Genomic DNA, 19,169 nt, shown 5'->3' with positions numbered 1-19,169 from the left:
ACGGTGGGCGGCGATCTCGCCTGTCGACCCGTGGTGTCCGGGGTATGGAAGAACTGCTCCCGTTCTGAACTAGAATGGTGAGGCGCGCCTCATCCTCGCCCCATCGAGCAGCCTTGCTGCTCAGCGGGTCCCCGAGGGCGAGGTCAAGCCGAGAACCGGACAACGGAATGGGAGAGCCACAGATGGCTGCGATGAAGCCGCGGACGGGCGACGGGCCGCTGGAGGTCACCAAGGAGGGCCGCGGGATCGTCATGCGGGTCCCGCTCGAGGGTGGTGGCCGTCTGGTCGTCGAGCTCAACGCCACCGAGGCGACGGAGCTGGGCGAGGCGCTCCAGGCCGTCGTCGCCTGACGCCGCGTGCCGGGACGCCGGCCGCATCGACCCGCGAGGCGCGGGGCAGCACCGCTGCCCCGCGCCTCGTCGTCGTCCGGGGCACGCCGGCGGTGCCGAGCGGCTCAGCGGCGTACGGCGAGCAGCAGACCGTCCCCCGACGGGAGCAGCGCCGGGACCACCCGCTCGTCGGCGCGGAGCGCGCGACCGACCTCACGGACCACGGTCGTGACCTCGTCGCGGCGCGCGGGATCGGGCACCCGCCCCTCGTGCAGGGCGCCGTCCACCGCGAGCACGCCGCCGGGACGCAGCAGCCGCAGCGCCTCCTCCACGTACTCGGGGTACGCGTACGGGTCGGCACCGACCAGCACCAGGTCGTAGGCGCCGTCGGTGAGCCGCGGCAGCACGTCGGCCGGCCGTCCCGGGATGGTCCGGGTGCGGCCGGGGGCGATGCCCGCCTCGGCGAACGCCCGCTTGGCCGCGCGCTGGTGCTCCAGCTCGACGTCGATCGTGGTCAGGACGCCGTCGGCGGGCATCCCGCGCAGCAGCCAGAGCGATCCCACGCCCGTCCCTGTCCCGACCTCGACCACGGCGCGTGCCGCCAGGGACGCGGCCATCACCCGCAGGACGGCGCCCGTGCCCGGCGGCGGAGCGTGGCACCCGAGCTCGGCGGCGCGTTCCCGGGCACGCAGGAGCACGTCGTCCTCAGGGACGAAGGACTCGGTGTAGGCCCAGCCGGCGGTCCGTCCGTGGCGGGCGTCGACGTCGCTGGTGATGATTCCTCCACGGGGGGGCACCGGCGGGCCGGTGGAACGATGGGCGCAGGGCGATCGTACGCGGGAACGAGTTGAGGTGCCCGGACGTTGCCGTGGGACCATGGGAGTGATGACACGACCGATCACGGGCAGCCCCGCCGCACCTCAGGGCGTCGACGGCGGGCCCGCGCCGGCGCCCGACGCCGCCTGGACGCCGCCGACCTGGGACGCGATCGTGCGCGAGCACTCCGCCCGCGTCTACCGGCTCGCCTACCGGCTCTCGGGCAACCAGCAAGACGCCGAGGACCTCACGCAGGAGACGTTCCTGCGGGTGTTCCGGTCCCTGTCCAGCTACACCCCGGGCACCTTCGAGGGGTGGCTGCACCGCATCACGACGAACCTGTTCCTCGACCAGGTGCGCCGTCGCCGTCGCATCCGGATGGAGGCGATGGGGGACGACGCCGCACGGGTCGAGGCCCCCGAGGGCCCGGGCCGCCCGGAGCGGGGCTTCGAGCACGCGAACCTCGACCGTGACGTGCAGGCCGCCCTCGACGCCCTGCGCCCCGAGTACCGCGCGGCCGTCGTCCTGTGCGACATCGAGGGGCTGAGCTACGAGGAGATCGCCGTGACCCTGGGCATCAAGCTCGGCACCGTCCGGTCCCGCATCCACCGGGCGCGTGCCCAGCTGCGCGGCGCCCTCGAGCACCGTCGCGGCGAGGTGACGTCCGAGGGGTCCCGGTGACGGGCCACCTCGGCTGCTGGGTCAGCGACCTGGCCGACGGTCAGCTCGACGCCGCGTCGGCGGAGCGGGCGTTCGAGCACGTCGCCGGCTGCGCCCGGTGCGCCGACGAGCTCGAGGCCGCCCGCGCCGCCCGCCGCGCCCTGGCCGCCGCGCGCGACGTCGCCCCCGACCCTGGGCTGACGGAGCGGCTGCTCGCGCTGTCCGCGTCCATCCCGCCTGCCGCGGGCGACCCCCTGCGCGGGTCCGGGCGGGCGGACCGGTGGGACAGCCCGCACACCTGGGAGCCGCTCCTCACCGGCGACCTGAGCGGGCGGCGCCGCAGGCAGCGGCTGCGCCGGGTCTCGATGGTGGGCGCGGGCGGGGTGGGGGTGCTCGGCCTCCTGCTGGTGGCGCTCGGCCAGGGGCCCGTCGTGACGCCGGACCCGTCGCGCTCGGCGGCTCTGACGCTCCTCGCCTCGGTCGGCCCGGGGGCGATGTCGGGTGACGACGCGCTCGTCTGGCTCGACGCGAACGGCTGGGCTGCCCCGACGCGGCTGCCGGAGGGCTACGAGATCACCGCGGTGCACGTCGTCACGACGTCCGGCACCACCCCGGAGGTCGAGGTGGACCTGTCCGGGCCGGACGGCGCGGTCGTCGTGCGGCAGCGGCCCGGCCGCCTGTCCGGCGACGCCCGGGCCACCCTGCCAGTCCCGGGGCACGACGTCCAGGTGCTGTCGAGCGACCCGTGGCACGTGGCCTGGCAGGCGGGCGAGACGGCTGTCGAGCTCACCGCCGACGCGCCGCGGGACGAGGTGGCCGCGCTCGTGGCGTCCTTCCCGGGCGGTGGCTACGATGCCGGGGTCCTGCCGCAGCTCTCGCGCGGCTGGAGCACCGTGACAGGAGCACTCCTTCAGCCATGACGCAGCGCCCCGACGACCTCTTCGCCCCGCCGACGCCGCCCGAGCCGGCTGCGCCCTCCGCGCCCGAGCCGGTGCCCCCTGCGCCCGAGCCCGCTGGGCCCCCTGCGCCCGAGCGGACGTCCGCCACACCCGAGCCCGCCCTCGCGCCGCCGTTCACCCCCACGACCGCCGACGCATCCGGACCCGTCGCCGGCGCGGTGCCCGCCATGCCGCGGGTGCCCGCCGCCGACTCCGCTGCCGTCGACTCCGCTGCCGTCGACTCCGCTGTCGCCGACTCCGCTGCCGCCGACCACGCAACGGGCGGCCCTGCTGCCGGCGCCGACCGGGCGCTCGACGACCCGCTCCCGGCACCGGCGGGCCCTCGCCGCCCTGCGCACCGGCGGCTCGGTGCCGGCGTGGTGGCGCTGGCGATGGTGGCCGGCCTCGTGGGCGGGGTGGTCGGGGACCGGCTCTCGGACGCCGTCGGGCCGGACCGGCCCTCGGACGCGGACCTTCCTGCCCCCGCGGACGGGGTGGCGCTCGACGGCACGCCGTCGCGGCCCGCGGACTCCGTGGCCGGCATCGCCGCGGCCGTGCTGCCCAGCGTGGTCTCGATCGAGGTGACCGGCGGCGACGGCGTGTCGACTGGTTCGGGCTTCGTGCTGCGCTCGGACGGCTACATCCTCACGAACAACCACGTGGTCTCGGGCGGTGCGGCCGACGGGGACGTCGTCGTGACGTTCGCCGACGGCCACGAGCGCGACGCCGAGCTGGTCGGGCGGACGACGGACTACGACCTCGCCGTGCTCAAGGTCGACGAGTCGGGTCTGGAGCCGCTGGTGCTGGGCGACTCCGACGACGTCGTGGTGGGCGACGCGGTGCTGGCGGTCGGCGCGCCCCTCGGTCTGGACGCCACGGTCACCACGGGCATCGTGAGCGCCCTGCACCGGCCGGTGCAGGCGGGCGACGACGCCGAGAGCGCGTTCATCGACGCCATCCAGACCGACGCGGCGATCAACCCGGGCAACTCCGGGGGGCCGCTGGTGAGCTCGGCGGGCGAGGTGGTCGGCATCAACTCGGCGATCGCGCAGCCGCCGGGGGCGCTCACCGCGACCGGCAGCATCGGTCTCGGCTTCGCCATCACCGCCAACCAGGCGCGTCACACCGCCGAGCAGCTCATCGAGACGGGGCGCGCGACGTACCCCGTCATCGGGGTCCTGCTCGACACGACGTACGGGGGCGAGGGCGTCCAGGTCTCCACCGGCGCCCAGCAGGGGCAGCCCGCGGTGACGCCGGAGGGGCCCGCCGACCTCGCGGGCATCCGCGCGGGTGACGTCATCCTCGCGATCGACGGCCGCCCCGTGGCCCGCAGCGACGAGCTGATCGTCGCGATCCGCGCCCGCCAGCCCGGCGACGCGGTGACGCTGCGGGTGCGCACGGACGGCGACGAGCGCGACGTCCGGGTCGTCCTCGACGGGCAGGAGTCCGGGTGACGCGGGCGGTCCGGGCCCTCCGTGGGCCGATAGGCTGATCCCGTGCTCGACATCAACGGCGGAGAGCTCGTCGTCCTCGTGGTGCTCGCCGTCATGCTCATCGGCCCGGAGCGGCTTCCCAGGTACGCCGCCCAGCTCGGTGCGCTCGTACGGCGCGGCAAGGCGCTGCTGATGGACGCCAAGTCGCGCGTGGACACGGAGCTCGGGCCGGAGCTCAAGGACGTCGACTGGTCGAAGCTCGACCCACGCCAGTACGACCCGCGTCGCATCGTGCGCGACGCCCTGCTCGACGACACGCCCACGACACCGAGGCCTGCGGACGGCATGACGAGCGGCATGGCTGCGGGCGGCATGGCAGCAGCGGCGGCAGCTCCGCGGCCGGCTGCGCCGGACGGGCCCGCCCCGTTCGACGACGAGGCCACCTGACCCGGCCCGCCGCGCCCGGCCCGCCCACCAGGGCGTTTCCAGCACACCCGTCCCACCTGCCACAATGAGGAACATGTCCGACGTCGTCACCCCGGCCGCCCCGCAGGACGGCACCTCCCCGGCGGTCCCCGCCGTCAGGCCGCGCATCTTCTCGGGCATGCAGCCCACGGACGGGTCCCTGCACCTGGGCAACTACCTGGGTGCGTTGGCCCAGTGGGCGAGGCTCCAGGACGACTACGACGCCCTGTACTGCGTCGTGGACCTCCACGCCCTGACGGTCGGACCGGACCCGGCCGAGCTGCGGGAGCGTACGCGTCGCACGGCGGCGCAGTACCTCGCGGGCGGCATCGACCCGGAGCGTTCGATCCTCTTCGTGCAGTCGCACGTGGCCGAGCACGCCGAGCTGGCGTGGCTGCTGAGCTGCCAGACGGGGTTCGGCGAGGCCGGGCGGATGACCCAGTTCAAGGACAAGTCGGCCAAGCAGGGCGCCGAGGGCACCACCGTCGGGCTCTTCACCTACCCCGTGCTCATGGCCGCGGACATCCTGCTCTACGACGCCGCCCTCGTGCCGGTCGGCGAGGACCAGCGCCAGCACCTCGAGCTCACGCGGGACCTGGCCGAGCGGCTGAACACCCGGTTCGGTGCGGGCACGGCCGTGGTTCCGGAGGCGCACATCGTCAAGGCCGTGGCCAAGATCCAGGACCTGCAGCAGCCCACCGCGAAGATGAGCAAGTCCAACGCAGGCGGCAAGGGCGTCATCTGGTTGCTCGAGGACCCGAAGAAGGCGGCCAAGGCGGTGAAGTCCGCCGTGACCGACGCCGACGAGTCGTACGGGGTGCGGTTCGACCCGGTGAGCAAGCCCGGCATCTCGAACCTCCTGACGATCTTCTCGGCCGTCACCGGCCGCGGGGTGGACGAGATCGCGACCGAGTACGACGGCCGCGGCTACGGCTACCTCAAGGTCGACCTCGCGGACGCGGTGGTGGCCTTCCTCGAGCCGTTCCAGGCCCGGGCGCAGACCTACCTGTCCGACCCGGCGCAGCTCGACAAGGTGCTGGCCGACGGCGCGGAGCGGGCGCGGGCGATCGCGCGGCCGGTGCTGGACCGCGTCTATGACCGCTTCGGGCTGCTGCCGCGAGGCGCCCGGTGAACATCCCCGCCCGTGGTCCCGCCCAGGTGCGGATCGGCATCGCCATCGCCGTGCCGGACCCGTTCGCCGAGGAGCTCCAGACGGCTCGAGCCGACCTGGGCGACCCGCTCGCCCACGCGATCCCGCCGCACATCACGGTGATCGGGCCCACGGTGGTCGACGAGTCGGTGCTCCCGGCCGTCGTCGAGCACCTCGAGAAGGTCGCGTCCGAGACGCCGGCGTTCCGGGTGCACCTGCGGGGGACAGGAACGTTCCGGCCCATCTCCCCGGTCGTGTTCGTCGCCCTGGCGGAGGGCATCGCCGAGTGCGAGATGCTGGAGGCCGCGACGCGATCCGGCATTCTGGCCCAGGACCTGCGGTTCAACTACCACCCGCACGTGACGGTCGCCCACGAGGTGCCCGAGGCCGAGCTTGACCGGGCGCTCACCGACCTGGCCGGATTCGACGGGGCGTTCGACGTCGACCGTCTGTGGCAGTACGAGCACGGCGACGACGGGGTATGGCGACCGCAGCGCAGCTTCCGGCTCGCGGGGGCCCGTTCGGCTCCCTAGGGTCGTCCACTGTGGACCACCGTCTCGAACGCGCCCGCGAGCGCTGGTCCGCCGCGTTCGAGTGGTACAAGGACCTGCGGCCCGTCCGCTCGGTCTACTGGTACATCGACCGGCGCGGTGCGCTGCTGTGCGGCGGTATCGCCTACACGGCGATCTTCTCGCTGTTCGCGGCGCTGACCATCGCGTTCACCGTGTTCTCCTCCACGCTGGCGGACCGTCCCGAGCTCCAGGACGCGGTCTTCGAGCAGATCGACACCTGGCTCCCCGGCCTGATCCGCTCGGAAGAGAGCCCGAACGGGATCGTGCCACCCAGCGAGCTGCTGCTCCCCTCCGCGGTCACGTGGTACTCCGTAGCCGCGGCGGTCGTGTTCCTGTGGACGGCCGTCGGGTTCATGCGGGCCCTGCGGGTGTCGGTGCGGTCGATGTTCGACCAGCCCGTCGTCGGGGTCAGCCCCGTCCTGTCGAAGCTCCGGGAGCTGCTCGGATTCGTGCTCCTGGGGGCCATGGTCGTGGCGTCGGCGGCCGCGAGCGTCGTCTCGCAGGCCGCCAGCCGGCGGGTCGAGGACCTGCTGGGCGGGTCCGTGGTCGTCACGCAGCTCACGGCCGTGGGGACCGCCGCCGTCGGGGTCGTCCTCGACGCGCTCCTCGTGCTCCTCATCATCCGGGTGGTCGCCCGCGTGCGGCCCCACCGGACCCGGGACCTGCTGCTCGGCTGCCTCGCGGCCGGTGTCGTCGCCGGGGGCCTGCGCTGGCTGGGGACCTCGGTGGTCGCGGCCGGGGCCGACCGCAACGCGCTGCTCGCCGCGTTCGCCGGCCTCGTGACGGTGCTGGTGCTGGTCAACTTCGTGGCGCGGGTGCTGCTGCTGGTCTGCGCGTGGATGTACGACCCGCCGCGGCTGGACGAGATCGCGCAGGCCGAGGCACAGGTCGCGGCGATGCGGGACGCGGCCGAGATCGAGCGGGTGGTCCGCCGGGGCCACGGGTCCGGGAAGCCGTGGAGCGTCGTCGTCCGCGGGATCCGCCGGGGCATCTCCCCCCTGCCGAGATAGAGAGGGCCACCCGCCGAGATAGAGAGGCACCTCGCCGAGATAGAGAGGCACCTCGCCGAGATAGAGAGGCACCTCGCCTCTCTATCTCGGCGAGGTGCCTCTCTATCTCGGCGAGCAGGCTCTTGGCGGGCTAGAACGCGCGGGTGATCATCGCGCGCTTGACCTCCTGGATCGCCTTGGTGACCTCGATGCCGCGCGGGCAGGCCTCGGTGCAGTTGAAGGTCGTGCGGCAGCGCCACACGCCCTCCTTGTCGTTGAGGATCTCGAGGCGCTGCGTCCCGCCCTCGTCGCGGCTGTCGAAGATGAAGCGGTGCGCGTTGACGATGGCGGCCGGGCCGAAGTACTGCCCGTCGTTCCAGAACACGGGGCAGGACGACGTGCACGCGGCGCACAGGATGCACTTGGTCGTGTCGTCGAAACGCTCGCGGTCCGCCGCGGACTGGAGGCGCTCCCGGGTCGGCTCGTTCCCCGAGGTGATGAGGAACGGCATGATCTCGCGGTAGGACGCGAAGAACGGCTCCATGTCGACCACGAGGTCCTTGACCACGGGCAGGCCCTTGATGGGCTCGACGGTGATCGGCTTGTCGGGGTTGACGTCCTTGAGGAGCGTCTTGCAGGCGAGCCGGTTGCGGCCGTTGATCCGCATGGCGTCCGAGCCGCACACGCCGTGCGCGCACGAGCGGCGGAACGTCAGCGAGCCGTCCTGCTCCCACTTGATCTTGTGCAGGGCGTCCAGGACGCGGTCGGTGCCGTGGGCGGTGACCGTGAACTCGTCCCAGACGGACTCCTCGCCGTGCTCCGACTCGGGGTTGTAGCGCCGGACCCGCAGGGTGACCTCGAAGGACGGGACGGCGCCCACCTCAGGCTTCGGCGACTCGGTCGCAGGGTTCTCGAGAACAGCAGTCATCAGTACTTCCGCTCCATCGGCTCGTAGCGCGTCTGGGTGACGGGCTTGGACCCGAGGACGACCTTGTAGTCCCCGAAGTCCTCGACGTGGTCGAAGTAGCCCGCGACGTGCCCGTCACCGGCGTCGGGGGCCGACGTCGGACGGCGGTACGCCATCGTGTGCAGCATGTAGTTCGCGTCGTCCCGCTCGGGGAAGTCCTCGCGGTAGTGGCCGCCGCGCGACTCCTTGCGGTTGATCGCCGCGACGACGGTCACCTCGGCGATGTCCAGGAGGAAGCCGAGCTCGATCGCCTCGAGGAGGTCCGTGTTGAACAGCTTGCCCTTGTCCTGCACGGACACGTTCGCGTAGCGCTTCTGCAGCTCGCGGATGTCGGACAGTGCCTGGCCCAGCGACTCGCCGGTGCGGAAGACCTGGGCGTTCGCGTCCATGGTCTCCTGCAGGGCCTTGCGGACCTCGGCCACGCGCTCGCCGTCGGGGCGGTCGCGCATCTCGGTCAGCTGGGCCTCGACGCGGGCGGTCGGGTCCGCGGGCAGCTCGGCGTGCTGGTCCACCGTCTTGGCGTACGCGGCGGCCGAGCGGCCGGCGCGCTTGCCGAACACGTTGATGTCCAGGAGCGAGTTGGTGCCGAGGCGGTTAGAGCCGTGCACGGACACGCACGCGACCTCACCGGCGGCGTACAGGCCCTTGACGACGTTGTGGCTGTCGCGCAGCACCTCGCCCGACACGTTGGTCGGCACGCCGCCCATCGCGTAGTGGGCGGTGGGGTACACCGGCACGGGCTCCGTGTAGGGCTCGATGCCGAGGTAGGTGCGCGCGAACTCGGTGATGTCGGGGAGCTTGGCGTCGATGTGCGCGGGCTCCAGGTGCGTCAGGTCGAGCAGGACGTAGTCCTTGTTCGGCCCGGCGCCGCGGCCCTCGCGCACCTCGTTGGCCATCGACCGGGCGACGATGTCGCGGGGTGCGAGGTCCTTGATGGTGGGGGCGTAGCGCTCCATGAAGCGCTCGCCGTCGGAGTTGCGCAGGATGCCGCCCTCGCCGCGTGCGGCCTCCGAGAGCAGGATCCCGAGGCCCGCGAGACCCGTCGGGTGGAACTGGAAGAACTCCATGTCCTCCAGCGGCAGGCCGCGCCGGTAGGCGAGCGCCATGCCGTCACCGGTGAGCGTGTGCGCGTTCGACGTCGTCTTGAAGATCTTGCCCGCGCCGCCCGTGGCGAAGATGATCGCCTTGGCCTGGAACACGTGGATCTCGCCGGACGCGAGGTCGTAGGCCACGACGCCGGTCGCGTTGACCTCGGCGCCGTCCCCGATGTCCTCGGTGGTGAGGTCGTGGTCGGTGAGCAGGTCGAGCACGTAGAACTCGTTGTAGAACTCGACGTTCTGCTTGACGCAGTTCTGGTACAGGGTCTGCAGGATCATGTGACCCGTGCGGTCCGCGGCGTAGCAGGCGCGGCGGACCGCGGCCTGTCCGTGCTCCCGCGTGTGCCCGCCGAACCGGCGCTGGTCGATGCGCCCCTCCGGGGTGCGGTTGAACGGCAGCCCCATCTTCTCGAGGTCGAGGACGGAGTCGATCGCCTCCTTGGCGAGGATCTCGGCCGCGTCCTGGTCGACGAGGTAGTCGCCGCCCTTGACCGTGTCGAAGGTGTGCCACTCCCAGTTGTCGTCCTCGACGTTCGCCAGTGCGGCGGCCATGCCGCCCTGGGCGGCACCGGTGTGGGAGCGGGTCGGGTAGAGCTTGGAGATGACGGCGGTGCGGACCTCGCCGGAGGCCTCGAGCGCCGCACGCATGCCGGCGCCGCCAGCGCCGACGATGACGACGTCGTACTGATGTGTCTGCATCGGAGGGGCCAGTCCTTAGATCGTGGGGCAGAACGACGGCAGGAGGTTCGCCGGGGCGTCCGGCGGGCACGGCTCGAACGTGAAGATCACGAGCGTGCCGAGCACGACGACGACCGTGAACGCCAGGTAGAGCAGGCCCTTGAGCACCATCCGGGTGGTGTCGCGCTGCGCGTAGTCGTTGACGATCGTGCGCACGCCGTTGGTCCCGTGGATCATCGCGAGCCAGAGCATCAGCAGGTCCCAGATCTGCCAGAACGGGGACGCCCACTTGCCGCCGACGAAGCCGAAGTCGATCGCGTGCACGCCGTCGCCCACCATGAGGTTGGTCCACAGGTGGCCGAAGATCAGCACGAGCAGGACGACGCCGGAGCCGCGCATGAAGACCCAGCTGTACAGCTCGAAGTTGCCGCGGGTCGTCTTGCGGCGCACGTACGGCGAGCGCGGTGAGGGGATCGTGGACTGCGTGGTCATCAGTGGCCACCTCCGAAGACGTTCATCAGGTGGCGCGGCAGGAAGCCCGCCATCGTCACGACGAACAGGCCGACGACGACCCACAGCATGACCTTGTGGTAGCGCGGACCCTTCGCCCAGAAGTCGACCAGGACGATGCGGATGCCGTTGAACGCGTGGAAGACGATCGCGGCCACCAGGCCCGCCTCCCCGAGTCCCATGATCGGCGTCTGGTACGTCCCGATGACGGCGTTGTAGGCCTCGGGCGAGACGCGTACGAGCGCGGTGTCCAGGACGTGCACGAGCAGGAAGAAGAAGATGAGCACGCCGGTCACGCGATGCGCGACCCACGACCACATGCCTTCACGGCCGCGGTAGAGCGTGCCAGCAGGTGTGGGCACGGGGGGAGCCTCCGTTGGCGGGGATTCTGTGTGGGTTCCGTTCACGGTCACTGTAGTGACATCTGGTCGTCTCGCGTGACGCGGGGCCAGGCAAACCGGGATGTCACCGGCCCTTTCGTGACCTATTCCACACGGTTCACGGCGTTGTCGCGGAACCCGTCACTATGCTGCCCTCATGACCACCCCCGCCCTGTCCGGGCCGATCCCCGGCTTCCACGCCGTCGTCCCAGCCGGAGGCGCGGGCACCCGCCTGTGGCCGCTGTCGCGGGCCGGGGAGCCCAAGTTCCTGCTCGACCTCACGGGCTCCGGACGCAGCCTGCTCCAGTCGACGTTCGACCGGCTCGCGCCGCTGGCCGGGGCCGACGGCGTCGTCCTCGTCACGGGCGAGCGCCACGTCACGGCCGCGCGGGACCAGCTCCCCGAGCTCGGGGACGACGCCGTCCTCGCCGAGCCGTCGCCCCGCGACTCGATGGCCGCGATCGGCCTCGCTGCGGCGGTCCTGGAGCGCCGGCACGGCGACGTGGTCGTCGGGTCGTTCGCCGCCGACCAGGTCGTCTCCGGCACCACCGCGTTCGACGGCGCCGTGCGCGAGGCCGTCGCCGTGGCCCGGGCGGGGTACGTCGCGACGATCGGGATCGCGGCCTCGCGCCCGTCCGTCGCGTTCGGGTACGTGCGCAGCGGCGACCCGCTGGGCGTCGAGGGCGCCCCGAGCGCCCTGCACGCGCGGGGCTTCACCGAGAAGCCCGACGCCGCCACGGCGCGCACGTACGTCGCCTCGGGGGAATACCGCTGGAACGCGGGCATCTTCGTGGCCCGCACGTCGGTGCTGCTCGGCCACCTCGCCGACCAGCGCCCCGCGCTGCACGACGGCCTGCGCGCGGTCGCGGAGGCCTGGGACACGCCGCGCCGCGCCGCGGTGCTCGCCGAGGTGTGGCCGGGCCTGGAGAAGATCGCGATCGACCACGCGGTCGCCGAGCCCGTGGCCGCCACCGGCGGGGTCGCGGTCGTGCCCGGCACCTTCGGCTGGGACGACGTCGGTGACTTCAACTCGCTGGCCGCCCTGCTCCCGTCCGACGACGACGCCGGGTCCAAGGTTCTCGGCGACGGCGGCGACGTCGTGCGGGTGCAGTCCGCGGGGTCCGTCGTCGTGCCGGGCGGAGAGCGGCTGGTCGCGCTGCTCGGGATCGACGACGTCGTCGTGGTGGACACCCCGGACGCGCTGCTCGTGACCACGCGGGCCCGTGCCCAGCAGGTCAAGGGCATGGTGGACGCGGTGCGCGCGCTCGGCCGCGAGGACCTGCTGTGAGCTCCGCGGCCGACCCGGGCGCCCGCCTCGACGAGCTCGTCGAGGCGCTCGTCCCCGAGCTCGTGGAGTTCCGGCGCGACGTGCACGCCCACCCCGAGCTCGGGCGCGAGGAGGTGCGCACGACGGCGGCGGTCGCCGACCGGCTGCGGCGGGCCGGGCTGAGCCCGCGGCTCCTGGAGGGCACGGGGCTCGTGTGCGACGTCGGCCCGGAGCCGACGGGCGCGGCCGGGTCCACGGGGCGGGTCGCCCTGCGGGCCGACCTCGACGCCCTGCCGTTGGAGGACTCGTGCGGGCTGCCGTTCGCGTCCGTCGTGCCGGGGGTCGCGCACGCCTGCGGCCACGACGTGCACACGACGGTGGTGCTCGGCGCGGGCCTGGCCCTCGCCGCGCTGCACGACGAGGGCCGGCTCGACGTCGGCGTCCGGCTCGTCTTCCAGCCCGCCGAGGAGATCATGCCGGGCGGCGCCCACGACGTCGTCGCGCAGGGAGCGCTGGACGGGGTGGACCGGATCGCGGCAGTGCACTGCGAGCCCAAGCTCGACGTCGGGCAGGTCGGCACGCGGATCGGCCCGATCACGTCCGCGTCCGACTCCGTGACGGTGACGTTGTCCTCGGCGGGCGGGCACACGTCGCGACCGCACCTGACGGGTGACGTGGTGTACGCGCTCGGCCAGGTCATCACCCAGGTGCCGGCGGTCCTGGGCCGCCGGCTGGACCCGCGCTCGGGCGTGAACCTCACGTGGGGCGCGGTGCACGCGGGCAACGTGAGCAACGCGATCCCGTCCACCGGCACGGTGAGCGGCACGCTGCGCTGCCTCGACGTGCGCGCGTGGGAGCGGGCCGGCCAGGTGCTGCACGATGCCGTCGGCCAGGTCGTGGCCCCGTACGACGTCGACGTCACGGTGCGGCACGCGCGCGGCGTGCCGCCGGTCGACAACGACGCGGCGGTGACCGCCGCGCTCGAGGCCGCCGGGGCGGCCGTCCTGGGGCCCGGCGGCGTCGTGCTCACCGAGCAGTCGCTCGGCGGCGAGGACTTCGCGTGGTACCTCACCAAGGTGCCCGGGGCGATGGCGCGGCTCGGCACCGGGACGCCCGGCGGTCGCCGGTACGACATCCACCAGGGCGACCTCGTGGTCGACGAGCGGGCGATCGGGCTGGGAGCGCGCCTGCTCGCGAGGTTCGTGCTCGAGCCCTGAGGGAGGGGCCGCGACGACGCGCGTCCGGCTCGTCCCGAAACGTGACCGTCGCTCGACGCCGCTTGGATACCGCTTCGATAACGACTTTCGGCGACGGCCTGCACGGGGCGTCCACATGGTGGTCAGGTGATTAGGCTGCACGCCGAGACGGGGGTCGGGAGAACCCGGCCCTCTTGGACTGAACGATCGACAGGAGCTACAGGTGAAGAGAGCGATCCAGCTCACCGCCCTTGCCAGCGTCGCCGCGCTCGCGCTGGCGGCCTGTGCGGAGGCCCCGGACGAGACCGGCGACGGCAACGGGGGGAACGCGGCGAGCGACTTCAAGCCGTGCATCGTCTCCGACCAGGGTGGCTTCGACGACAAGAGCTTCAACCAGCTGAGCTTCGAGGGCGCCTCGGCCGCGGCCGAGGAGCTGGGTGCCGAGCTGACCGACGTGCAGTCGCAGTCCGAGAGCGACTTCAAGCCGAACATCGAGTCCCTCGTCGGGCAGAACTGTGACGTCATCGTCTCGGTCGGCTTCGCCCTGTCGGCGGCCACCGTCGAGTCGGCCACGGCCAACCCGGACACCGAGTACATCATCGTCGACGACGCCGCCGACAACGACTTCGACGGCACCACCGACGCCGAGAACATCAAGCCGCTGCTGTACGACACCGCGCAGGCGGCGTTCCTCGCGGGCTACCTGTCGGCGGGCTACTCGGAGGCCGGCAAGGTCGGCACCTTCGGCGGCCAGCCGTTCCCGACCGTCACGATCTTCATGGACGGCTTCAAGCAGGGCGTCGAGCACTACAACGAGGTCAAGGGCGCCGAGGTCGAGGTCATCGGGTTCACCGGCGGCGAGGAAGGCTCCTTCACCGGCGGCTTCGAGGCCAACGAGACGGCCAAGACGACCGCGCAGAACATCATCGACCAGGGCGTCGACGTGCTCCTGCCCGTCGGCGGTCCGATCTACCAGTCCGCGATCGCCGCGATCCAGGACTCCGGTCGCGACATCGCGCTCGTCGGCGTCGACGCCGACTTCTTCGAGACCGACCCGTCCACCCAGGACTACGTGCTGACCTCCATCCTCAAGCGGATGGACGTCTCCACGCAGGAGGCCGTCACGGCCGCAGGCAACGGCGAGTTCGACCCGACGCCGTACGTCGGCACCCTGGAGAACGAGGGCGTGGGCCTGGCCCCGCTGCACAACTTCGAGGACAAGGTCGACCCCGCCCTCATGGACGAGGTCAACACCCTCAAGGAGCAGATCATCTCCGGAGAGGTCGAGGTCACGTCCTACCTCGCCGGGAGCGAGTGACGGGTACGCTCGGCGCTTGAGGCGTGCGCGGGTCCCGGGTGAACACACCCCGGGACCCGCGCACGCGGTGCGCGGGGCGGCGGAGCGCCTCCCGCGATGGGAGGCTGACGGCGGGCAAGGGTCCAGGCCCTGGCGAGGAAGGCAGAGCATGCGGCTCGAGCTGCGAGGGATCACGAAGCGCTTCGGTGCGCTCGTGGCCAACGACCACATCGACCTGGTGGTGAACCCGGGCGAGATCCACAGCCTGCTGGGCGAGAACGGGGCGGGCAAGTCCACCCTGATGAACGTCCTGTACGGCCTGTACAGCGCCGACGAGGGACAGATCCTCCTGGACGACGAGGTCCAGCGCTTCGCGGGTCCGGGCGACGCGATGGCCGCCGGCATCGGCATGGTGCACCAGCACTTCATGCTCGTGCCGGTCTTCACCGTCGCGGAGAACGTCATGCTGGGTCACGAGTCGACGCGCGCCGGCGGCGTGCTCGACCTCGAGGAGGCGCGGGCGAAGGTCCGCGAGATCTCCGCACGGTTCGGCTTCCACGTGGACCCGGACGCGCTCGTCGAGGACCTCCCCGTGGGCGTCCAGCAGCGGGTCGAGATCATCAAGGCGCTCTCGCGCGACGCCGACGTCCTGGTCTTCGACGAGCCGACGGCGGTGCTCACCCCCCAGGAGACCGACGAGCTCATGGGGATCATGCGGCAGCTGCGCGACGAGGGCGCCGCCATCGTCTTCATCACGCACAAGCTGCGCGAGGTGCGCGCCGTCGCGGACCGCATCACCGTGATCCGGCACGGCAAGGTCGTCGGCGAGGCGAGGCCGACCGCGAGCGACGCCGAGCTGGCCTCGCTCATGGTGGGCCGCGCCGTCGAGCTCACCGTGCACAAGGACGCCCCGCAGCTGCGGGACAACGCGCTCGAGGTCACCGACCTCGAGGTGACCGGCCCGGACGGTCAGGTGCTCGTGGACCGCATCAGCTTCACCGTGCGCGGCGGCGAGGTGCTCGTGATCGCGGGTGTGCAGGGCAACGGTCAGACGGAGGTCACCGAGGCGCTGCTCGGCCTGCAGGAGAACGTCTCCGGCAGCGTCCGCCTCGACGGGACCGAGCTGGTGGGCCGCACGGTGCGCCAGATCCTCCAGGCGGGCGTCGGGTTCGTCCCCGAGGACCGCAACGAGGACGGCCTGGTCGGCGAGTTCACGATCGCGGAGAACCTCGTCCTCGACCGGACCGACGGCCCGCCGTTCGTGCGCCGGGGGATGCTCCAGCTCGCGACCCGCGACGAGTTCGCCCGGGACCGGGTCGCCGAGTTCGACGTACGCACCCAGGGCATCGAGACCCGCGTGGGGCGCCTGTCGGGCGGCAACCAGCAGAAGGTGGTGCTCGCCCGCGAGCTGTCGCGCGAGCTGCGGCTGTTCGTCGCCGCGCAGCCGACCCGCGGCGTCGACGTCGGGTCGATCGAGTTCATCCACAAGCGCATCGTCGCCACGCGCGACGAGGGCGTCCCGGTCGTCGTCGTGTCGACGGAGCTGGACGAGGCCGTCGCCCTCGCCGACCGGATCATGGTCATGTACCGGGGGCGCGTCGTCGGCATCGTGCCGGCGGACACGCCGCGCGACACGCTCGGCCTGATGATGGCCGGCATCGCCCCCGAGGACGGCCCCGGCGCACCTGCCGGGAACGACGGAGACGAAGGAGATGCGGCGTGAGCGGCGAGACGCCCGACCGGGACACCACGCCCGGTCGCGACACGACGCCCGAGGCGGCGGCCGAGGGTGTCGTGGAGAACCCGCTGGACGAGGCGCTCGGGTCGGTCGACCCCGAGGCCGAGCCCGGCCTCGCGGAGGAGCTCGAGCAGGAGGTCGCCCGCGAGCAGGCTCCCGACGTCCCGGACACCGGTGACCGGTGGCGCGACGCGTTCCGCCGCGCGACGTCCGGCAGCTGGGTGGTGGCGCTCGGCGCCATCGTGCTCGCCATCGTCGCGGGCTCGGTCCTCATCATCGTCACGAACGAGGCGGTGCTGGCGGCCGCCCCGTACTTCTTCTCCCGGCCGGGGGACACGTTCGCCGCGATCGGCGAGGCCGTGGGCGGCGCCTACAGCGCGCTCTTCCAGGGCGCGGTGTACAACTTCGGCGCGGACTCCTTCGCCCAGGGCATCCGTCCGCTGACGCAGACGCTCACCAACGCGACCCCGCTCATCGCGGCAGGCCTGGGCGTCGCCCTGGCGTTCCGCGCCGGCCTGTTCAACATCGGTGGTCAGGGCCAGATGCTCGTGGCCGCGATCGCCGCGGGCTGGATCGGCTTCGGCGTGACCGGGGTGCCGTGGCCCTGGCACATGCTGCTCTGCCTGGTGGCCGGCGTCGCCGCGGGTGCGCTGTGGGCCGGGATCGCGGGCCTGCTCAAGGCACGCACCGGGGCGCACGAGGTGATCGTCACGATCATGCTCAACTACATCGCGTTCTACCTGCTGTCGTACTTCCTGGCGACGCCGGGCCTCATGCAGGCGCCGGGTTCCGCGAACCCGAAGACGCCGCCCATGCAGGACGGGGCGGTGCTGCCCCCCCTGCTCGGCGAGCAGTACAACCTGCACTGGGGCTTCGTGCTCTCGCTCGTGGCCGTCGCCTACGTGTGGTGGCTGCTCAACCGGTCCAGCACCGGGTTCGCCTTCCGTGCCGTCGGGGAGAACCCGAAGGCCGCACGGGTGGCGGGCATCGACGTGTCCCGCACCACGGTGCTCGTCATGCTCGTCGCGGGTGGGCTCGTCGGCCTCGCCGGCACGCAGCAGGTGCTCGGCACCGTGACCACGGGGTTCAGCGCCGACATCGACGCGGGCATCGGGTTCGACGCCATCACCGTGGCGCTGCTGGGCGGCTCGTCGCCGATCGGCGTGCTCGGCGCCGGCATCCTCTTCGGCGGGTTCAAGGCCGGCGGCTCGGCGATGCAGGCGGCCGAGGGCGTGCCGATCGAGATCGTCCTCGTGGTGCAGTCCCTCATCGTGCTGTTCATCGCGGCACCGCCCCTGGTCCGCGCGATCTTCCGGCTGCCGCAGCCCGACCGGCGTCCCCGCGCGCCGCGTCGGCGCGCTGCCGCGACCCCTGCCACCACCGAGGAGGGTCAGGCATGACCGCCACGACCGTCGATGCCCCGACCCCCGACACCGCCCCGCGCACCGCGTCGACGGCGACGTGGAAGGCCGTCATCGGCCTGGGCGTCGTGCTGGCCCTGTACGCGCTGCTCCTGGCCCTGGTGCCCCACGAGGGCGCGGCCCGGTTCCGGCTCGCGACCGACTCGGACTTCGTCGTCCTGCCCACCCTCGTGGTGCCGGCCATGACGACGGCCTGGGTCTGCGGGCTCGTCGGCCTCGCCGTCCTGGTGCTCGCGGCGGTGCGCACCCGCGCCGGTCACCGCGTCCCCGTGTGGGCGATCGCGGTGTTCGCGGCGGCGCTCCTCGTCGGCTTCCTCGCCTGGGCGGCTGCGGGCAGCCCCCGTGACCTGCCCGTCGTCGGGCTGCTCAGCGGCGCCCTCGCGCTCAGCGTCCCGCTCATCTACGGCGCCCTCGGCGGCGTCATCGGCGAGCGTTCCGGCGTCGTGAACATCGCGATCGAGGGCCAGCTCCTGGCGGGTGCGTTCACGGCCGCGATCGTCGGTTCGCTCACCGACAGCCCGTGGGCGGGGCTCTTCGCCGCCGTCGTGGCCAGCGCCCTCGTGGCACTGGTGCTGGGCATGTTCACCATCACGTACAAGGTGAACCAGGTCATCGTCGGCGTCGTGCTCAACGTGCTGGTGATCGGCCTGACGAGCTTCTTCTACTCGGAGGTGCTGGTCCCGAACGCGCCGACGCTGAACTCGACGACCCGGTTCCCGCAGCTGCCGATCCCGTTCCTCGAGCAGATCCCGATCATCGGGCCGGTGCTCTTCGACCAGACCATCGTCGGCTACCTCATGATCGTCATGGTGTTCGTCGTGTGGTTCGCCCTGTTCCGCACCAAGTGGGGCCTGCGCGTCCGCGCGGTGGGCGAGCACCCGAAGGCGGCGGACACCGTCGGCATCGACGTGATCCGCACGCGCTACCGCGCGGTGCTCATCGGCGGGGCGATCGCCGGCCTGGGCGGCGCCTTCTACACCGTGGTGTCGATCAACCAGTTCGGCCGGGAGATGACCGCCGGGGCGGGATTCATCGCCCTCGCAGCCGTCATCTTCGGCAAGTGGGACCCGCTGCGCGCGGCGCTGGCCGGCCTGCTGTTCGGCTTCGCGACGAACCTGCAGAACGTGCTGTCCGTCGTCGGGTCCCCGGTGCCCAGCCAGTTCATGCTCATGCTCCCGTACGTGGTGACCCTGCTCGCGGTCGCCGGCCTCGTCGGCCGGTCGCGGGCGCCCGCCGCGTCGGGTACGCCGTACACCAAGGAGTAGC

General features: G+C 72.5%; 19 protein-coding genes. 14 read left to right on the top strand and 5 right to left on the bottom strand.

Going from position 1 to position 19,169, the window contains the following annotated elements:
* The first annotated feature begins 182 nt into the window (after positions 1 to 182).
* Positions 183 to 350, top strand: coding sequence for a DUF3117 domain-containing protein (locus LEP48_RS03325; RefSeq protein ID WP_111249454.1), 168 nt, complete (start codon positions 183 to 185; stop codon positions 348 to 350).
* A 104-nt stretch (positions 351 to 454) separates the two neighbouring features.
* Here LEP48_RS03325 and LEP48_RS03320 read toward each other — a convergent pair whose 3' ends face one another.
* Positions 455 to 1,126 carry an O-methyltransferase gene (locus LEP48_RS03320; protein WP_308009959.1) on the bottom strand — a complete coding sequence of 224 codons (672 nt, stop codon included), beginning with the start codon at positions 1,124 to 1,126 and terminating at the stop codon, positions 455 to 457.
* Positions 1,127 to 1,214: 88 nt separating this feature from the next.
* Here LEP48_RS03320 and sigE point away from each other — a divergent pair, with 88 nt between their 5' ends.
* The 7 genes from sigE (at position 1,215) to LEP48_RS03285 (ending at position 7,373) form a co-directional block, all read left to right on the top strand.
* On the top strand, positions 1,215 to 1,826 hold the full coding sequence (sigE, locus tag LEP48_RS03315; RefSeq protein WP_225564160.1) for an RNA polymerase sigma factor SigE: 612 nt from the start codon (positions 1,215 to 1,217) through the stop codon (positions 1,824 to 1,826).
* Positions 1,823 to 2,725 carry a zf-HC2 domain-containing protein gene (locus tag LEP48_RS03310; protein ID WP_225564159.1) on the top strand — a complete coding sequence of 301 codons (903 nt, stop codon included), beginning with the start codon at positions 1,823 to 1,825 and terminating at the stop codon, positions 2,723 to 2,725. Before sigE ends, LEP48_RS03310 begins: the two co-directional genes overlap by 4 nt.
* Positions 2,722 to 4,197 (top strand): S1C family serine protease, encoded by a 1,476-nt coding sequence (locus tag LEP48_RS03305; protein ID WP_304608321.1) that lies wholly within the window; start codon positions 2,722 to 2,724, stop codon positions 4,195 to 4,197. The genes LEP48_RS03310 and LEP48_RS03305 overlap by 4 nt, the downstream gene beginning before the upstream one ends.
* Before the next feature lie 42 nt (positions 4,198 to 4,239).
* Positions 4,240 to 4,623, top strand: a complete 384-nt coding sequence (locus LEP48_RS03300) for a twin-arginine translocase TatA/TatE family subunit (RefSeq protein WP_225564158.1) — start codon at positions 4,240 to 4,242, stop codon at positions 4,621 to 4,623.
* 73 nt (positions 4,624 to 4,696) lie between these two features.
* A complete protein-coding gene (gene trpS, locus LEP48_RS03295; RefSeq protein WP_225564157.1) occupies positions 4,697 to 5,773 on the top strand; it encodes a tryptophan--tRNA ligase in 1,077 nt (358 codons plus the stop codon).
* Complete coding sequence (locus tag LEP48_RS03290; RefSeq protein WP_225564155.1) at positions 5,770 to 6,324, top strand: 2'-5' RNA ligase family protein; 555 nt, start codon at positions 5,770 to 5,772, stop codon at positions 6,322 to 6,324. Before trpS ends, LEP48_RS03290 begins: the two co-directional genes overlap by 4 nt.
* Before the next feature lie 11 nt (positions 6,325 to 6,335).
* Entirely contained in the window at positions 6,336 to 7,373 is a 1,038-nt protein-coding gene (locus tag LEP48_RS03285) for a YihY/virulence factor BrkB family protein (RefSeq protein WP_225564154.1), read from the top strand.
* A 130-nt stretch (positions 7,374 to 7,503) separates the two neighbouring features.
* Here LEP48_RS03285 and LEP48_RS03280 read toward each other — a convergent pair whose 3' ends face one another.
* From LEP48_RS03280 to sdhC, 4 genes are read right to left on the bottom strand one after another with little or no spacing between them, the layout of a single operon-like run.
* Positions 7,504 to 8,280 (bottom strand): succinate dehydrogenase iron-sulfur subunit, encoded by a 777-nt coding sequence (locus tag LEP48_RS03280; RefSeq protein ID WP_225564153.1) that lies wholly within the window; start codon positions 8,278 to 8,280, stop codon positions 7,504 to 7,506.
* A complete protein-coding gene (sdhA, locus tag LEP48_RS03275; RefSeq protein WP_225564152.1) occupies positions 8,280 to 10,115 on the bottom strand; it encodes a succinate dehydrogenase flavoprotein subunit in 1,836 nt (611 codons plus the stop codon). The genes LEP48_RS03280 and sdhA overlap by 1 nt, the downstream gene beginning before the upstream one ends.
* Before the next feature lie 15 nt (positions 10,116 to 10,130).
* A complete protein-coding gene (locus LEP48_RS03270) occupies positions 10,131 to 10,586 on the bottom strand; it encodes a succinate dehydrogenase hydrophobic membrane anchor subunit (protein WP_225564151.1) in 456 nt (151 codons plus the stop codon).
* Positions 10,586 to 10,966: a succinate dehydrogenase, cytochrome b556 subunit gene (gene sdhC, locus LEP48_RS03265; RefSeq protein WP_225564150.1), complete on the bottom strand. Its 381-nt coding sequence runs from the start codon at positions 10,964 to 10,966 to the stop codon at positions 10,586 to 10,588. The genes LEP48_RS03270 and sdhC overlap by 1 nt, the downstream gene beginning before the upstream one ends.
* A 175-nt stretch (positions 10,967 to 11,141) precedes the next feature.
* Here sdhC and LEP48_RS03260 point away from each other — a divergent pair, with 175 nt between their 5' ends.
* The 6 genes from LEP48_RS03260 to LEP48_RS03235 all read left to right on the top strand — a co-directional run bounded on the left by LEP48_RS03260 (position 11,142) and on the right by LEP48_RS03235 (position 19,168).
* Entirely contained in the window at positions 11,142 to 12,272 is a 1,131-nt protein-coding gene (locus tag LEP48_RS03260) for a mannose-1-phosphate guanylyltransferase (RefSeq protein WP_225564149.1), read from the top strand.
* Positions 12,269 to 13,468: an amidohydrolase gene (locus LEP48_RS03255; protein WP_225564148.1), complete on the top strand. Its 1,200-nt coding sequence runs from the start codon at positions 12,269 to 12,271 to the stop codon at positions 13,466 to 13,468. Before LEP48_RS03260 ends, LEP48_RS03255 begins: the two co-directional genes overlap by 4 nt.
* 202 nt (positions 13,469 to 13,670) lie before the next feature.
* The gene (locus LEP48_RS03250; protein ID WP_225564147.1) at positions 13,671 to 14,765 is read left to right on the top strand and encodes a BMP family lipoprotein; all 1,095 of its coding nucleotides are present in this window, start codon (positions 13,671 to 13,673) and stop codon (positions 14,763 to 14,765) included.
* 148 nt (positions 14,766 to 14,913) lie between these two features.
* Positions 14,914 to 16,467 (top strand): ABC transporter ATP-binding protein, encoded by a 1,554-nt coding sequence (locus tag LEP48_RS03245; RefSeq protein ID WP_225564146.1) that lies wholly within the window; start codon positions 14,914 to 14,916, stop codon positions 16,465 to 16,467.
* Positions 16,464 to 17,882 carry an ABC transporter permease gene (locus tag LEP48_RS03240; RefSeq protein WP_225564144.1) on the top strand — a complete coding sequence of 473 codons (1,419 nt, stop codon included), beginning with the start codon at positions 16,464 to 16,466 and terminating at the stop codon, positions 17,880 to 17,882. The genes LEP48_RS03245 and LEP48_RS03240 overlap by 4 nt, the downstream gene beginning before the upstream one ends.
* Entirely contained in the window at positions 17,879 to 19,168 is a 1,290-nt protein-coding gene (locus LEP48_RS03235) for an ABC transporter permease (RefSeq protein ID WP_225564143.1), read from the top strand. The genes LEP48_RS03240 and LEP48_RS03235 overlap by 4 nt, the downstream gene beginning before the upstream one ends.
* Position 19,169: the final 1 nt, after the last annotated feature.

It is taken from the genome of Isoptericola luteus (assembly GCF_020297055.1).
In the GTDB taxonomy this organism is placed as follows: Bacteria; Actinomycetota; Actinomycetes; order Actinomycetales; family Cellulomonadaceae; genus Isoptericola; species Isoptericola luteus.
This window is presented reverse-complemented; position numbering and strand designations above follow the sequence as displayed.

Excerpts from the sequence above, each read along its gene's own strand:
- LEP48_RS03325 (WP_111249454.1), top strand. The coding sequence starts at position 183 with ATGGCTGCGATGAAGCCGCGGACGGGCGACGGGCCGCTGGAGGTCACC.
- sigE (WP_225564160.1), top strand. The coding sequence starts at position 1,215 with ATGACACGACCGATCACGGGCAGCCCCGCCGCACCTCAGGGCGTCGAC.
- LEP48_RS03305 (WP_304608321.1), top strand. The coding sequence starts at position 2,722 with ATGACGCAGCGCCCCGACGACCTCTTCGCCCCGCCGACGCCGCCCGAG.
- trpS (WP_225564157.1), top strand. The coding sequence starts at position 4,697 with ATGTCCGACGTCGTCACCCCGGCCGCCCCGCAGGACGGCACCTCCCCG.
- LEP48_RS03280 (WP_225564153.1), bottom strand. The coding sequence starts at position 8,280 with ATGACTGCTGTTCTCGAGAACCCTGCGACCGAGTCGCCGAAGCCTGAG.
- sdhA (WP_225564152.1), bottom strand. The coding sequence starts at position 10,115 with ATGCAGACACATCAGTACGACGTCGTCATCGTCGGCGCTGGCGGCGCC.
- LEP48_RS03270 (WP_225564151.1), bottom strand. The coding sequence starts at position 10,586 with ATGACCACGCAGTCCACGATCCCCTCACCGCGCTCGCCGTACGTGCGC.
- LEP48_RS03260 (WP_225564149.1), top strand. The coding sequence starts at position 11,142 with ATGACCACCCCCGCCCTGTCCGGGCCGATCCCCGGCTTCCACGCCGTC.
- LEP48_RS03245 (WP_225564146.1), top strand. The coding sequence starts at position 14,914 with ATGCGGCTCGAGCTGCGAGGGATCACGAAGCGCTTCGGTGCGCTCGTG.
- LEP48_RS03235 (WP_225564143.1), top strand. The coding sequence starts at position 17,879 with ATGACCGCCACGACCGTCGATGCCCCGACCCCCGACACCGCCCCGCGC.